This window comes from Algoriphagus marincola DSM 16067 (genome assembly GCF_000429405.1).
In the GTDB taxonomy this organism is placed as follows: domain Bacteria; phylum Bacteroidota; class Bacteroidia; order Cytophagales; family Cyclobacteriaceae; genus Algoriphagus; species Algoriphagus marincola.
The window spans coordinates 156,117-168,726 of the sequence record NZ_KE386899.1; the positions used below are offsets into that span (position 1 = coordinate 156,117).

The following is a 12,610-nucleotide window of genomic DNA, read 5'->3' on the forward strand; positions in this document are numbered from 1 at the left end:
CGAGTGTATTATTGAAACACCTCTGTAAACTCAAATTTCCGCTCATCAAACAGGCCCTTATCACTCAGCTTCAAGGCCGGAATCACCAGCAAAGCCATATTTCTTCAATTTAGTCCTCTGGAAGTAGCACATCAAAGACAAGCATGTCTTCATTTTCTGAGTAAAGGTCTTTTCTGAAGACTGCTAATCCTTCCCTGGTAAGGAAAATGGACGAAGGATCATATTTATCATTAGGCAATTTGGTTTCGCCTACCTTTTCATAGTTTTCGTTGAAAATAATTATTGAAAATGAAAATCTTCTATCACCTGAAATCACTGTTTCGATAGAGGGTCTGATCAAGGCAACTCTATAAAAAAGCTCCCTCCATTCATCATAGATAATTCCCCGGTATTCAGAACTTGAGAAAGCATGATTAGTCTCATTTTCATCTCTTTCACTTGGGTTTCTTTTCAAAAAAAATGACGGATCATTTTTATATGGAGGTATTTCCTCGAAAAATTCCGAACCAACATAATACTGCTTAACTAAACCGCTTTCTAAGTTAAAAACGTGGACATTATGATCAATCGGATAACTAATAATCACCTCTTTCTTTCTGGTATTTAATGCGATGCTAGGATCATATTTGAAGTAAGCACCCCAAAAAGCCTTTGAATAAATCTCAGGGAATGTAGATAGATAATCTATCTCACCATCATTCAAATCCAACTGCAATAGACTTGGATATCCTGTAAAATCTTCTTCATAATTTTGAATTCCACAAGAGAAGAGAAGGCTATTATTCCAAAAATGAATGGGACTCATCGTAGAACTATTAGGGACCGGAAAGTTTGAGGCTCCTGAATAGTCAGTAACTTTATATTTCCTTCTGATCTCACCTTTACTATTTATCAAATAGAGAGGGCTAACTTGCCTATTGTAAAGGAAAATTGAATCATTATTAAGGTAATAGTGGGCAGATATATATCCAATATTCCCAACACCATTTGGGCCTTCAATTTCAAGGGGAATATTTTTCAATAATTCACCGGATTTACTACTAAATGTTAGTATCGATTGATTATCCGAATCCAAATAGCTGATGATTTCTTCCCCATCAATTATTGAAGATGAGATGGAATTGGTCATATAGCGTATGGGAGGTTCCAGCTTAAACTTCAACTGCTTGACGGTATCAAATTCAAAAATTTTTGTGTAATCTCTTCCATTTTTTTCTTGATAATTGCTTATCTCTTCTACTTTTTGATCACAAGAATTCAAAATAAATAAGAATAGATAGATCAGTCTTTTCATCGATTCAATTTAATTTACATGAACCCCTCATCTCAAGATGAGGGGTTTGTTAGTTTTCTAAATTAACCACCCATATTTGGTGGAGGATCTTTTTTTTCAGCTGCTAAGGTTCCATTGCAGGGAGTTCCAGTGCCATTGTCAAAGAAGCACATGTCGCCATCATTGTAGGGTGAAACTCTGCATTTACCCATATTTTGGGAAGCTTGAGAAGAAGTAGTGCAAACTCTCCTAATTTCTCCTGCTTGGGCTAACGAGTAACCAAATGCTAGTATGGCTACTAATGAAAACAGTTTTCTCATCATTGCTAAAGTTTAAGTTTGAAAATTGATTTTGTTTTGGGAATGCCTAGAATTTCACAGATTTGATCTTTTGGCCTAGAAGATTTCTACCAAAGTAATAGGTTCGAAAAAAAACCAACTAATTGGATAAAATATTTTAAAAAATTAATTAGAAGTCATAAAACAGATCACAAAACTCAAATTTCCGCCCATCAAACAAGCCCTTATCACTCAGCTTCAAGTCCGGAATCACCAGCAAAGCCATAAAGCTTAGTGTCATAAAGGGAGAATTTAGGGTGGAGCCCATTTCCTTGGCCATTCGGTCAATTCGGGTGTAAGCTTCGGCCACCTGATAGCCGTCTTCGGGAGACATAATGCCTCCTACGGGGAGTGGAAGGATTTCTTCCTTTTTTCCTGAAACTGCCGATACGCCGCCTTTTGCCTCGATCAGGAGATTGACTGCTCTACAAATAGATGCATCATCAATTCCCACGGCTATGATATTGTGGGAATCATGTCCGACTGAGGAGGCGATGGCTCCGGTTTTTAATCCGAAGTTTTTGATAAAAGCTACCGCAGGAGGAGCATCCTCGTAGCGATTGACCACCGTGATTTTCAAAATATCCTTTTCCAGATTGGATTCTGCAAAGCCATCCCGGATCAAAATTTCCCCCTCGATCTCAGGGGTGATTAATTGCCCATCCAAGGCTTCGATGACTCGGACTTTAGTGCCGGAGGCAGGAATTCGAAAATCTTCGGGTTTTTTGAGCGAGGTGAGGAAATTGTTGATCACCTCATTGTTGACTCTTGGAATCAGTGTCTTTCCGAATTCGGCTACTTTTTGTCCTTTGATATAGGTGGCGAGCACTTCAAACTTTTCCAGATCCTTCATCAGGATAAAATCTGCTGGGTCTCCGGCTATTACTTGCCCTACGTTCAATGAATAATGTTCGATGGGATTCAGACAGGCAGCCTGTAGCACATCAAAAAGATCTTTTCCCTTGGCCACGGCTCGGGCGGCGAGTTCATTGATATGTGAAATGGCCAGATTGTCAGGATGCTTGTCGTCGGAGCAGAACATGATCATTTCCGGGTATTCATCGATCAGATCGATCAGCGCTTCAAAGTTTTTGGCAGCCGAACCTTCCCGGATGGCGATTTTCATTCCGAGTTTGATTTTGCCTAGCCCTTCTTCATAGGTGAAGCACTCATGATCCGTGCTGGGCCCTGCGGATACATACTTTTCGGCCTGATCTCCCATTAATCCCGGTGCATGTCCATCGATGGGTTTGCCATATTTTTTGGAAATCTCAATCTTCTCCATCACAATCGGATCCCTATTGACTGCTCCAGGCCAATTCATCATCTCGGCGAGGTAGAGAATCTCAGGACGACTCATGAGTTCCTCGATTCCCTGTACATCGATCTCCGCTCCGGCAGTTTCGAATGGGGTAGCTGGCACACAACTCGGCGCACCGAAGAAAAAGTAAAAGGGTACCTGCTTGCCATTTGCTATCATGTAGTCGACCCCTTCGATTCCGCAGACATTGGCGATCTCGTGCGGATCGGAGATGGTGGCAACAGTTCCGTGTACCACAGCTAAGCGCGCAAATTCCGAAGGGACCAGCATGGAGGATTCCACATGGACGTGGGCATCGATAAACCCCGGCATCAGGTAGGGAAGGCTAGAATCAGTCGCTATTTCCTCGATTTTTGAGATTTGACCATCCTTTATAGTAAGGTTTACAGAGCGGATTTGACGTTGATGGATATCGACGAGTTGGGCTTGGATAGTCATGAAAATCAGGTTTTAATTTCAATCACAAGAAACAGGAATTCCTTCGAATCTCCCTGTCATTTGTGTTAAAACTACTATATTTGCCCCAGAAAACTAAAAGGGGGAAGCTTACTTTTTGGATGGGTAAAATAGTCATTGCAATTGATGGATATTCCGGCTGCGGAAAGAGTTCTACGGCGAAAGCTGTGGCCCGGGATTTAGGCTATACTTATATAGACTCCGGAGCCATGTATCGGGCGGCAACCCTACATTTTCTGAATCGCCATCTTTCTCCAACTAATCCCAAGGACGTCAAATCCGGACTTCAAGATCTTGAAATAACGTTTCAACCCAATCCAGATTCAGGACAGCAGGAGACCTGTCTCAACGGCTTGAATGTGGAGAAAGAGATTCGTAGCATGCGAGTTTCGGAGCGGGTAAGTGACTTTGCGAAGGTGAAAGAAATCCGGGAAGAACTTGTAGCGCAGCAGCAACGTTTAGGGAGGAAAAAAGGCGTGGTCATGGATGGGAGAGACATCGGATCGGTGGTTTTTCCAGATGCTGAGTTGAAGGTATTTATGACAGCCAATCTGGATACGAGAGCCTTTCGTAGGCAGCAGGAGTTGATCGAAAGGGGTGAATTGGTTGACCTAGAGGATATCAAAGCCAATCTTGGTCAGCGTGATGAAATTGACAGCAACCGCAAAGAAAGCCCATTAATGAAAGTGGCGGATGCAGTGGAAATAGATACAAGTAATTTGACTTTTGCGGAGCAAGTGGCACAGATCGTGCACCTGGCAGAGCAAAGAATCAAACAGACGGAAGATTATGCAAGTAACCATCGATAAGAATTCAGGCTATTGCTTTGGGGTAGAGTTTGCCATCAAAATGGCAGAAGACGAGATGGAGCAGTCGGATAAGCTCTATTGCCTGGGCGATATCGTACACAATGATATGGAGGTCAAGCGGCTAGCCGAAAAAGGATTGGTCGTCATCGACCGGGATCAGCTTTCCGAATTAAGTGACTGTAAGGTCCTCATCCGTGCACATGGAGAGCCACCCGAGACCTACAAAACCGCCATCGAAAATAACATCGAGCTCATCGATGCTTCCTGTCCGGTAGTGCTGAAGCTTCAGCATCGAGTCAAGACGGCTTTTGATAAAATGGAGCGGGAAGACGGTCAAATCGTTATTTATGGCAAAAAAGGTCATGCCGAGGTGATTGGATTGACCGGGCAGACGCTAGAGAAGGCTATTGTGGTGATGGAGGATGCTGATTTGGAGAAAATTGATTTCAATCGTCCGGTGACACTATTCAGTCAGACCACCAAAAGTACCAAAGGCTTTTATGAGCTTTCTCAGAAAATCGAGGAGCGAATCAAGGCATCTAAGGGTGAACTTACTGAAGTAGACTTCAATGCCAATGACTCCATTTGTCGGCAAGTGTCAAACCGAGAGCCTCAATTGCGCAAATTTGCGCAGGAAAACGAAGTGATTGTTTTCGTCTCTGGGAAGAAAAGCAGCAATGGAAAAGCACTTTATCAGGTATGTCTCGAAGAAAATCCAAGAAGTTTTTTCGTAGAAAACCAAACAGAAATTCAACCAGAGTGGTTTGAAACTACTGATAGAGTAGGGATCTGCGGAGCTACTTCTACGCCTATGTGGCTAATGGAGCAGGTCAAAGAGCACCTCGAATCCTTAGAAGAAAATGCCCTGATGGCCTGATAGCCAAGCTATAAGTAGCTTTTCTGCTCCATCTGTCATAAAGTTGCAAGATTAAAACCCAATTAACCTCAAAATAAAAAGGTTATTTATTAGATTTGGGGCGTTTTTCAAAAGCCCATTTTACAATAAGATATGTCAAAAACCGTCAAGCTGAGGAAAGGCTTTGATATCAATCTGGTAGGTAAGGCAGCCAAAGAAATGGTTGAATTCGCTCCAGCTCAAACCTTTGCCCTAAAGCCAACAGACTTTGTAGGCCTACAGCGCCCGAAAGTATTGGTCAATGAAGGAGATACCGTGAAAGCGGGGACACCCATCTTCTTCGACAAAGCCATGGAACAGGTCAAGTTTGTAGCCCCGGTATCCGGTGAGATCATCGAGGTCAAGCGAGGTGAAAAGCGCAAACTTCTAGAAATTAGAATTCTGGCTGACAAGGAAGTTGCCTACGAGGATTTGGGCAAAATTGATCTAAGCAAAATTGATCGCGAGACCTTAGTGGACCGCTTAACCCAAGGAGGCGTTTGGCCTCATATCATTCAGCGTCCTTTCGGAGTCATTGCCAATCCTGCTGATGAGCCAAAGGCGATTTATGTATCGGCTTTCGATACCAACCCTTTGTCTCCTGATATGGCTTTCGTTCTTCAAGGACAAGAAGCTTACTTCCAGGCTGGCCTAGATACATTGACCAAATTGACTAGTGGAAAGGTTCACCTCAACATTAATGGCGATGAGCAGGGTTCTTCATTATTTTTACAAGCAAAAAATGTAGAAATCAACCGATTCTCAGGCCCTCATCCTGCCGGAAACGTAGGGGTGCAGATCCATCACCTTGACCCAATCAATAAAGGTGATTTGGTTTGGACAGTCAATCCAGTGGGAGTAGTTCAGATTGGAAAGTTGGTTTTGGAAGGACAGTATGATGCCTCCAAAATCATCGTGCTTACCGGGTCTGAATTATCCAAGCGAGGTTATGTGAAAACCATTTCTGGCTCAGCCGTTACTAATTATGTGAAAGGAAATCTACAAAGCGGTCATATCCGTGTGATTTCCGGAAACGTTCTTACCGGTGAGAAAATCTCCATGGAAGGGTATTTGGGATATTATCACAATCAAATCACCGTCATTCCAGAAGGCGATTATGAAGAGTTTTTGGGTTGGTTGAAACCTACCACTTCCAAACTCAGCTTCCACAAGGCGATCGGGATGCTTTCTTTCCTCAACAAAGGAGAATTCAAAGTAGACACCAATACGCACGGTGAGGAGCGACCTTTTGTAGTTTCCGGTGTATTTGAAAAAGTGCTTCCAATGGACATTCTTCCAACCTACCTATTCAAAGCAATCCACGCGGAGGACTTTGACGAGATGGAGCAACTTGGTCTTTATGAGATCATAGAGGAAGATGTGGCTTTATGTGAATTTGTAGATCCTTCTAAGAATGATTTGCAGGAGTTGGTAAGAAGTGGGATAGAATTATTAATGTATAGCTAAAATATGAAGGCATTACAAAATCTCTTCGATAGTATTAAGCCGAACTTTGAAAAGGGCGGCAAATGGGAAAAGTTTTACACGCTTTATGAAGGTCACCGCACGATTGCCTTTGCACCGGACTTGACTACCAAGGCCAAAGGTGCTCAGATCAAAGATGCGACCGACCTAAAGCGAGTGATGATCACCGTAGTGATCGCTATGGTTCCAGCTTTGCTTTTTGGTATCCTGAATATCGGACACCAGCATTTTCTGGCGAGTGGTGAAGCAGCTACTTGGATCGATAAAGCAGTATTTGGCGCAATTTCAGTTCTTCCTATTCTGATCGTTTCCTACGCAGTAGGACTTTTGACAGAATTCACGTTTTGTGTCATCCGAAACCACCCTATCTCAGAGGGTTACTTGGTGACAGGAATGTTGATTGCCCTAGTCATGCCTCCATACATTCCGCTTTGGCAAGTAGCGCTAGCGACAATTTTCGCTGTGGTGATTGGTAAGGAAGTGTTTGGTGGTACAGGCATGAATATTTTGAACGTCGCTATGACTGCGCGAGCATTCTTGTATTTTGCTTATCCTGCCCAAATCTCCGGAGATCAAGTTTGGACTTACTTGGCAGACAAGACTGCTGTTGATGGTTATTCTGGAGCGACAGCTTTGGCAGTTGCATACAATGCCGGTGTGGAAGGTGTAGACGCAGGTCAGGCTTTGGCACAGCACAATGCATCGATCGGAGCCGACTTTAGCTTTATGAATATGTTCATGGGCTGGATTCCAGGATCAATTGGTGAGACTTCTACTCTGATGGCTTTGATCGGAGCTGTGATTCTGATCGGTACAGGTGTAGCTAGCTGGAAAATCATCGTATCTGGATTTGGGGGTGCTTATGTAATGGGATTAGTAATGAATCTCTTTGCAGCTAATGAATTTATGGCAATGGCTCCACACTTGCACTTGGTGATGGGTGGTTTGGCCTTTGGTGTTGTATTCATGGCTACTGATCCCGTATCAGCATCACAAACTGAAACTGGTAAATGGATTTATGGATTTTTGATTGGTGCTTTGACCATTATCATCCGAGTGACCAATCCAGCTTATCCAGAAGGAATTATGCTAGCCGTTCTCTTGATGAACGTCTTCGCACCATTGATTGACTATTACGTAGTGAAAGCAAACAAAACAAGGAGGTTACAACGTGCAACAGTCTAACGCATATATCATCACATTTTCGGTCATTTTGACCGTTGTATTGGGTCTTCTGCTATCTGGGACTTCCCAAGTCCTGGGTCCACTTCAGAAAGAAGCAGAGGCTTTGGATAAAAAGAAGCAAATTCTAGGTGCTGTAATTTCCGCAGAGGAAATTGGCTCTATGAAAGCTGAGGAAATCAATGCTTTCTACAACTCTCATATCGCTACTGTAGTAGTTGATATCGAGGGAAATGAAGTAACCGAACAGGGTGGAACTCCTGTTACCGCTGAGAGCGTGGATATCGGTAAAAACTACAAGAAGCCAGTAGAAGAAAGACTCTTTCCAGTATTCATCTTCCATGAAGAAGGAAATGCGGAAGCGGTACAATCTTACATCTTCCCTGTTTATGGAGCTGGACTTTGGGATGCTATTTGGGGTTTCGTAGCCCTAGATACTGATATGAATACCATTGGTGGTGTGACTTTCGCCCATGCTGGAGAGACTCCAGGCTTGGGAGCTAGAATCACCGAGTCTGGTGTACAGCAGCGATTTGTAGGCAAAGAGATCTTCAATGAGCAAGGCGAGCTAGTCGCCGTTAGTATGCAAAAGGGTGAAGGAAAAGATTACACTGGTGAACCTCATAAAGTAGACGGAATGTCTGGAGCTACCATTACTGCAAATGGTGTCAACGATATGTTGAGTAATTACTTAGGTCATTACAAAGCATTCATCGATTCTAAAAAATCATCTACAACCCTAGCGGTCGTAAATTAATATTCTCCACTTCACTGAATCTAATTGATATGAGTACAGAAACTGTAGAAAAAGCAATCGAAAAAAAGCCGGCTGAGGCTTTACTTTCGAAGCGTAGAAAAAGACTGATTAGTGACCCATTAGTGGATGATAATCCCATCACCATTCAGGTATTGGGAATCTGTTCTGCCTTGGCAGTGACGACCCAGATGAAGCCAACATTGGTAATGGCTATCTCGGTAATATTCGTAATGGTTATGTCCAACTTGGTCATCTCATTGATGAGAAATACCATCCCAAGCCGAGTACGAATCATCGTACAGCTTGCAGTAGTAGCATCTCTAGTAACTCTTGTAAATGAGGTTTTGAAAGCTTTTGCTTTTGATATGTACAAGGAGCTTTCAGTTTTCGTAGGTCTGATCATTACCAACTGTATTGTAATGGGTCGTCTAGAGGCATTTGCACTCGGTAACAAGCCTTACGATTCTGTTTTGGATGGCTTTGGTTCTGCTCTTGGATACTCTTGGATCATTTTGACAGTAGCATTCTTCAGAGAGTTGTGGGGTTCAGGTTCTGTATTTGGACTTCCTATTTTCGATTATGTTTCTAGCATCTTTGGTCCTGATTTCAAATTAGCCACCAATGGTCTGATGGTTTCTCCGGTGGGAGCTTTCGTCATCCTTGGATTGATCATCTGGGTACAGCGTACCAAGACAGGCTATGTAGAACACTAAAACCCGGTAGAAGAAATGGAATTATTCAATTTAGGTATTCGGTCGATCTTTATCGACAACATGGTTTTCGCTTACTTCCTCGGCATGTGTTCTTTCCTTGCTGTATCCAAAAAAGTAAGTACTGCCCTTGGACTAGGAGCTGCAGTTATTTTCGTATTGACCGTCACGGTTCCGGTTAACTGGCTTTTGAATGAGTATGTTTTGAAAGAAGGTGCATTGACATGGGTTACTGCAGATTTGGCTTCTGTTGATTTGACTTTCCTTCGATTCATCATGTTTATCGCTATTATTGCTGCGATGGTTCAGTTGGTGGAAATGGTCGTTGAAAAGTTCGCTCCTGCTCTTTACGGTGCATTGGGGATCTTCTTGCCTTTGATCGCTGTGAACTGTGCGATTTTGGGTGGATCTCTTTTCATGGCTCAGCGAGACTATACTCTGGCTGAATCTGCTGTCTACGGATTCGGTTCCGGTACTGGATTCTTCTTGGCCATTGTAGCTTTGGCTGCTATTCGAGAGAAATTAAAGTATTCTGCAGTTCCTAATGGTTTGAAAGGTTTGGGTATTACCATGCTTTTGACCGGTTTGATGGGAATCGCATTTATGTCCTTTATGGGCATTGACCTTTAAGGATTAGAATTCCTTTTATAGGATACACATTATTGATTCGTCATCGCGAGAGAAACGAAGCCCGCCTCCCGGAGGGCAGGTGATCTTAATTGTAAAAATTGGAAGGCTTCACTTCCTTACCGATGACAAATAATATTGTGCAAATTAAGTTCATGTCAGTCCGAGCGGAGTCGAGGACCCTTCGACTCCGCTCAGGGTGACTAAAACAGCTGCTTAATTTTAAACTTCTGTCATCTGGTTTTGTACATTATCCTAAATGTTAAGCCTCGCAATGACGAATTTTTTATTTGCATCCCGAGGACTATTTATTTTTCAGAGGTTTGGAATGCTACCGCTACAGGTAGTATCTTACTGTTTCAAACCTTATCTCACGCTATCAAATGCCCATGAGAACTCACACAGGGTAATGCTCCGATACATCGGGGTAGGGCATTCCATATGACCATAAAAAAACAATCATAAACATATGAAAACGCCCATATCATTTTTAATCCTCTTTCTCATTTCCCAGCTTTCTTTTGCTCAATCCGGAGAATGGATTGAGTTGTTTAATGGAGAAAATCTGGATGGTTGGAAGGTTTCCGAAAACCCTGAATCATTCCAAGTTGTAGATGGAGTGATCAAAGTGGACGGTCCGCGTGCCCATGCTTTCTATATGGGTCCAGTAGGAAATCATGATTTTAAGAATTTTGAGTTGATGGTGGAAGTGAAAACCATGCCCAAGGCAAATTCGGGAATATTTATTCATACAGAATATCAAGAAAATGGCTGGCCCAATGTAGGTTATGAAATTCAGGTCAATCAATCTCATTCCGACTGGAGAAAAACTGGGAGTGTGTACTCCTTCCAAGACGTACGTGAAGTCTACGTGGAGGATGGGGAATGGTACACGGAGCATGTGATCGTCCAAGGAGATCAAATCACTGTGAAAATCAACGGAGAGACTATCAATGAGTATGATGAGTCGGAGGTGAGAAGCGGTGATTTGGGAACCAAAAAGCTCAGCTCGGGGACCATTGCTTTGCAGGCACATGATCCAGAATCCGTGATTTATTACCGCAGTGTGAAGATTAGGGTTTTGGAATAAAAAATTGAGTTGAGGTGTTGAATAGGATCAGTTCATCCATGGTACCTATTTTGTTTTTAATGCTCCTTTTGATAAGAACTTAGATTGAAAAACAAAAAAAATAGAGAATAGGCTTCGACTTCGCTCAGCCTGACAAAAAAGTCATTAGACTAATATGATATTTTGAATTCCGTCCCTTATGGCATTTACCTATAAAAGAATCCTATCCTACTTTCTGAGAGGCTTACTGTTTCTGACTCCATTGGCAGTGACAGTCTATGTGATTTATGCGATTTTTATCTTTTTGGATGGTCTGATTCCTGTGCCTATTCCCGGAATAGGGATTCTGATGGTTCTTGCCTTGATTACTTTTATCGGCTATCTGGCGAGTTTGTTCTTTACTAAGCCATTTTTTGAGTGGTTTGAGCGGGGAGTGTTTAAGATTCCTTTGGTGAATTTGCTCTATACCTCGATTAAAGACCTGATGGGTGCTTTTGTAGGTGAAAAGAAGAAGTTTAGCAGCCCGGTAATTGTACAAATTTCGGAGAACTTATCCCGATTGGGCTTTATCACACAGGAAGACATGTCCAATATCGGTGAGCCTGAATTAGTGGCTGTGTATTTTCCACATAGCTACAACGTATCCGGCAATGTTTTTTTGGTGCCCAAAGACAAAATCAAACCACTCAAAGGAGTCAAAAGTACCGATGTGATGAAATTTATGGTTTCGGGAGGAGTGTCGAGTTTGAGGTAATTATCTATAATACCTCACAAAAGCAATCCAATCTCCATCTGGTGACCAAGAATGCACATTGATGGTGCCTTGGCCTCCATAAAAAACATCGGTAAGGTCTCTGATTTCTTTGGTTTCTACATTGAGTAGTCGAAGCTTCACGTCTTTTCCGAAGGGATGGGCACCTTTTTGATCTTTGAGGTAGGATATTATCACAGCACTTTTATTGTCCGGCGATGGGTGGGGAAACCAGTTGTCCAAGTCATCAAAAGTCAGTTGCTCTTGCCCGCTTCCATCGGTTTTCATCCGATAAGTTTGCATCCTGCCCGTCCGATGACTGTTGAAGTAGATCCACTTTCCGTCGTAAGAATATTCCGGGCCGTCGTCCAACCCTTCCGCATCGGTCAATCGAACTTCCTCGCCACCTTGGGTCGAGATTGCCCAGATATCCCAAGCACCATTTCTTTCTGCACAATATACCAGTGTCTTTCCATCCGGACTGATTCCATGCCAGTAGCTGGGATACTTAGGGGTGATGAGTTTGGCCGTTCCGCCTGCTGTGGGAATGGTGTAAATACGCGAACCCATTCCTTCCTCATTTTTGCTGAAAACGATGGTCTTCCCATCAAAACTCAAGCCATGGTCATTGTTGATCCGAGTGATTTGACCTGGGAAAATCGGCCCCAAATTATTCCCTTCCAAATCAATTTTTTCAAGTTTTCCAGCGGGATTAATCAAGAGATAATCTCCATCCCGAGTCCAGTTTGGAGCTTCGAAGTGTCGTTTTTCTCTCAAAATCACTTTTTGCTCCAGTGTTTCTACATTCAAAATGACTAATTCGCTTTCGATAGATGCTGGAACTTGGGCCATGGCTGATAAGAAAGTAAAGAAAAGGGATATTGAAAACAGGAGATTGCTGATTCTTAGGTTCATTTTAGGCTAGGTTTGTTGCTTT

The 12,610-nt window shown here is 42.8% G+C and carries 13 protein-coding genes; 9 read left to right on the forward strand and 4 right to left on the reverse strand.

The features are described 5' to 3' along the window. Nucleotides 1-109 precede the first annotated feature (109 nt). The 3 genes from G457_RS0119595 to ade all read right to left on the reverse strand — a co-directional run bounded on the left by G457_RS0119595 (nucleotide 110) and on the right by ade (nucleotide 3,370). The gene (locus G457_RS0119595) at nucleotides 110-1,294 is read right to left on the reverse strand and encodes a DUF4221 family protein (protein ID WP_026947972.1); all 1,185 of its coding nucleotides are present in this window, start codon (nucleotides 1,292-1,294) and stop codon (nucleotides 110-112) included. A 62-nt stretch (nucleotides 1,295-1,356) separates the two neighbouring features. Continuing rightward, the gene (locus G457_RS0119600) at nucleotides 1,357-1,596 is read right to left on the reverse strand and encodes a hypothetical protein (RefSeq protein ID WP_026947973.1); all 240 of its coding nucleotides are present in this window, start codon (nucleotides 1,594-1,596) and stop codon (nucleotides 1,357-1,359) included. Nucleotides 1,597-1,741: 145 nt separating this feature from the next. Continuing rightward, on the reverse strand, nucleotides 1,742-3,370 hold the full coding sequence (gene ade / locus G457_RS0119605) for an adenine deaminase (RefSeq protein WP_026947974.1): 1,629 nt from the start codon (nucleotides 3,368-3,370) through the stop codon (nucleotides 1,742-1,744). Nucleotides 3,371-3,489: 119 nt separating this feature from the next. Between ade and cmk the strand changes: the two genes are divergently transcribed. The 9 genes from cmk (at nucleotide 3,490) to G457_RS0119650 (ending at nucleotide 11,676) form a co-directional block, all read left to right on the forward strand. Continuing rightward, nucleotides 3,490-4,197 carry a (d)CMP kinase gene (gene cmk / locus G457_RS0119610; protein WP_026947975.1) on the forward strand — a complete coding sequence of 236 codons (708 nt, stop codon included), beginning with the start codon at nucleotides 3,490-3,492 and terminating at the stop codon, nucleotides 4,195-4,197. Then, entirely contained in the window at nucleotides 4,178-5,074 is an 897-nt protein-coding gene (locus tag G457_RS0119615; RefSeq protein WP_026947976.1) for a 4-hydroxy-3-methylbut-2-enyl diphosphate reductase, read from the forward strand. Before cmk ends, G457_RS0119615 begins: the two co-directional genes overlap by 20 nt. 132 nt (nucleotides 5,075-5,206) lie before the next feature. Then, nucleotides 5,207-6,559, forward strand: coding sequence for a Na(+)-translocating NADH-quinone reductase subunit A (locus tag G457_RS0119620; protein ID WP_026947977.1), 1,353 nt, complete (start codon nucleotides 5,207-5,209; stop codon nucleotides 6,557-6,559). A gap of 3 nt (nucleotides 6,560-6,562) precedes the next feature. After that, complete coding sequence (locus G457_RS0119625; RefSeq protein ID WP_026947978.1) at nucleotides 6,563-7,762, forward strand: NADH:ubiquinone reductase (Na(+)-transporting) subunit B; 1,200 nt, start codon at nucleotides 6,563-6,565, stop codon at nucleotides 7,760-7,762. Continuing rightward, entirely contained in the window at nucleotides 7,749-8,516 is a 768-nt protein-coding gene (gene nqrC, locus G457_RS0119630; protein ID WP_026947979.1) for an NADH:ubiquinone reductase (Na(+)-transporting) subunit C, read from the forward strand. The genes G457_RS0119625 and nqrC overlap by 14 nt, the downstream gene beginning before the upstream one ends. A gap of 29 nt (nucleotides 8,517-8,545) precedes the next feature. After that, nucleotides 8,546-9,229 carry an NADH:ubiquinone reductase (Na(+)-transporting) subunit D gene (locus G457_RS0119635; protein WP_026947980.1) on the forward strand — a complete coding sequence of 228 codons (684 nt, stop codon included), beginning with the start codon at nucleotides 8,546-8,548 and terminating at the stop codon, nucleotides 9,227-9,229. Nucleotides 9,230-9,244: 15 nt separating this feature from the next. Then, complete coding sequence (gene nqrE, locus G457_RS0119640) at nucleotides 9,245-9,856, forward strand: NADH:ubiquinone reductase (Na(+)-transporting) subunit E (protein ID WP_026947981.1); 612 nt, start codon at nucleotides 9,245-9,247, stop codon at nucleotides 9,854-9,856. Nucleotides 9,857-10,322: 466 nt separating this feature from the next. Continuing rightward, nucleotides 10,323-10,943, forward strand: a complete 621-nt coding sequence (locus G457_RS0119645) for a 3-keto-disaccharide hydrolase (protein WP_026947982.1) — start codon at nucleotides 10,323-10,325, stop codon at nucleotides 10,941-10,943. A gap of 178 nt (nucleotides 10,944-11,121) precedes the next feature. Beyond that, nucleotides 11,122-11,676 carry a DUF502 domain-containing protein gene (locus G457_RS0119650; protein WP_026947983.1) on the forward strand — a complete coding sequence of 185 codons (555 nt, stop codon included), beginning with the start codon at nucleotides 11,122-11,124 and terminating at the stop codon, nucleotides 11,674-11,676. Here G457_RS0119650 and G457_RS0119655 read toward each other — a convergent pair whose 3' ends face one another. Continuing rightward, nucleotides 11,677-12,588 carry a TolB family protein gene (locus tag G457_RS0119655; RefSeq protein WP_026947984.1) on the reverse strand — a complete coding sequence of 304 codons (912 nt, stop codon included), beginning with the start codon at nucleotides 12,586-12,588 and terminating at the stop codon, nucleotides 11,677-11,679. Nucleotides 12,589-12,610 lie beyond the last annotated feature (22 nt).

Coding starts and splice junctions, on each gene's coding strand:
- G457_RS0119595 (WP_026947972.1), bottom strand. CDS start 1,294: ATGAAAAGACTGATCTATCTATTCTTATTTATTTTGAATTCTTGTGAT.
- G457_RS0119600 (WP_026947973.1), bottom strand. CDS start 1,596: ATGATGAGAAAACTGTTTTCATTAGTAGCCATACTAGCATTTGGTTAC.
- ade (WP_026947974.1), bottom strand. CDS start 3,370: ATGACTATCCAAGCCCAACTCGTCGATATCCATCAACGTCAAATCCGC.
- cmk (WP_026947975.1), top strand. CDS start 3,490: ATGGGTAAAATAGTCATTGCAATTGATGGATATTCCGGCTGCGGAAAG.
- G457_RS0119615 (WP_026947976.1), top strand. CDS start 4,178: ATGCAAGTAACCATCGATAAGAATTCAGGCTATTGCTTTGGGGTAGAG.
- G457_RS0119620 (WP_026947977.1), top strand. CDS start 5,207: ATGTCAAAAACCGTCAAGCTGAGGAAAGGCTTTGATATCAATCTGGTA.
- G457_RS0119625 (WP_026947978.1), top strand. CDS start 6,563: ATGAAGGCATTACAAAATCTCTTCGATAGTATTAAGCCGAACTTTGAA.
- G457_RS0119635 (WP_026947980.1), top strand. CDS start 8,546: ATGAGTACAGAAACTGTAGAAAAAGCAATCGAAAAAAAGCCGGCTGAG.
- nqrE (WP_026947981.1), top strand. CDS start 9,245: ATGGAATTATTCAATTTAGGTATTCGGTCGATCTTTATCGACAACATG.
- G457_RS0119645 (WP_026947982.1), top strand. CDS start 10,323: ATGAAAACGCCCATATCATTTTTAATCCTCTTTCTCATTTCCCAGCTT.
- G457_RS0119650 (WP_026947983.1), top strand. CDS start 11,122: ATGGCATTTACCTATAAAAGAATCCTATCCTACTTTCTGAGAGGCTTA.
- G457_RS0119655 (WP_026947984.1), bottom strand. CDS start 12,588: ATGAACCTAAGAATCAGCAATCTCCTGTTTTCAATATCCCTTTTCTTT.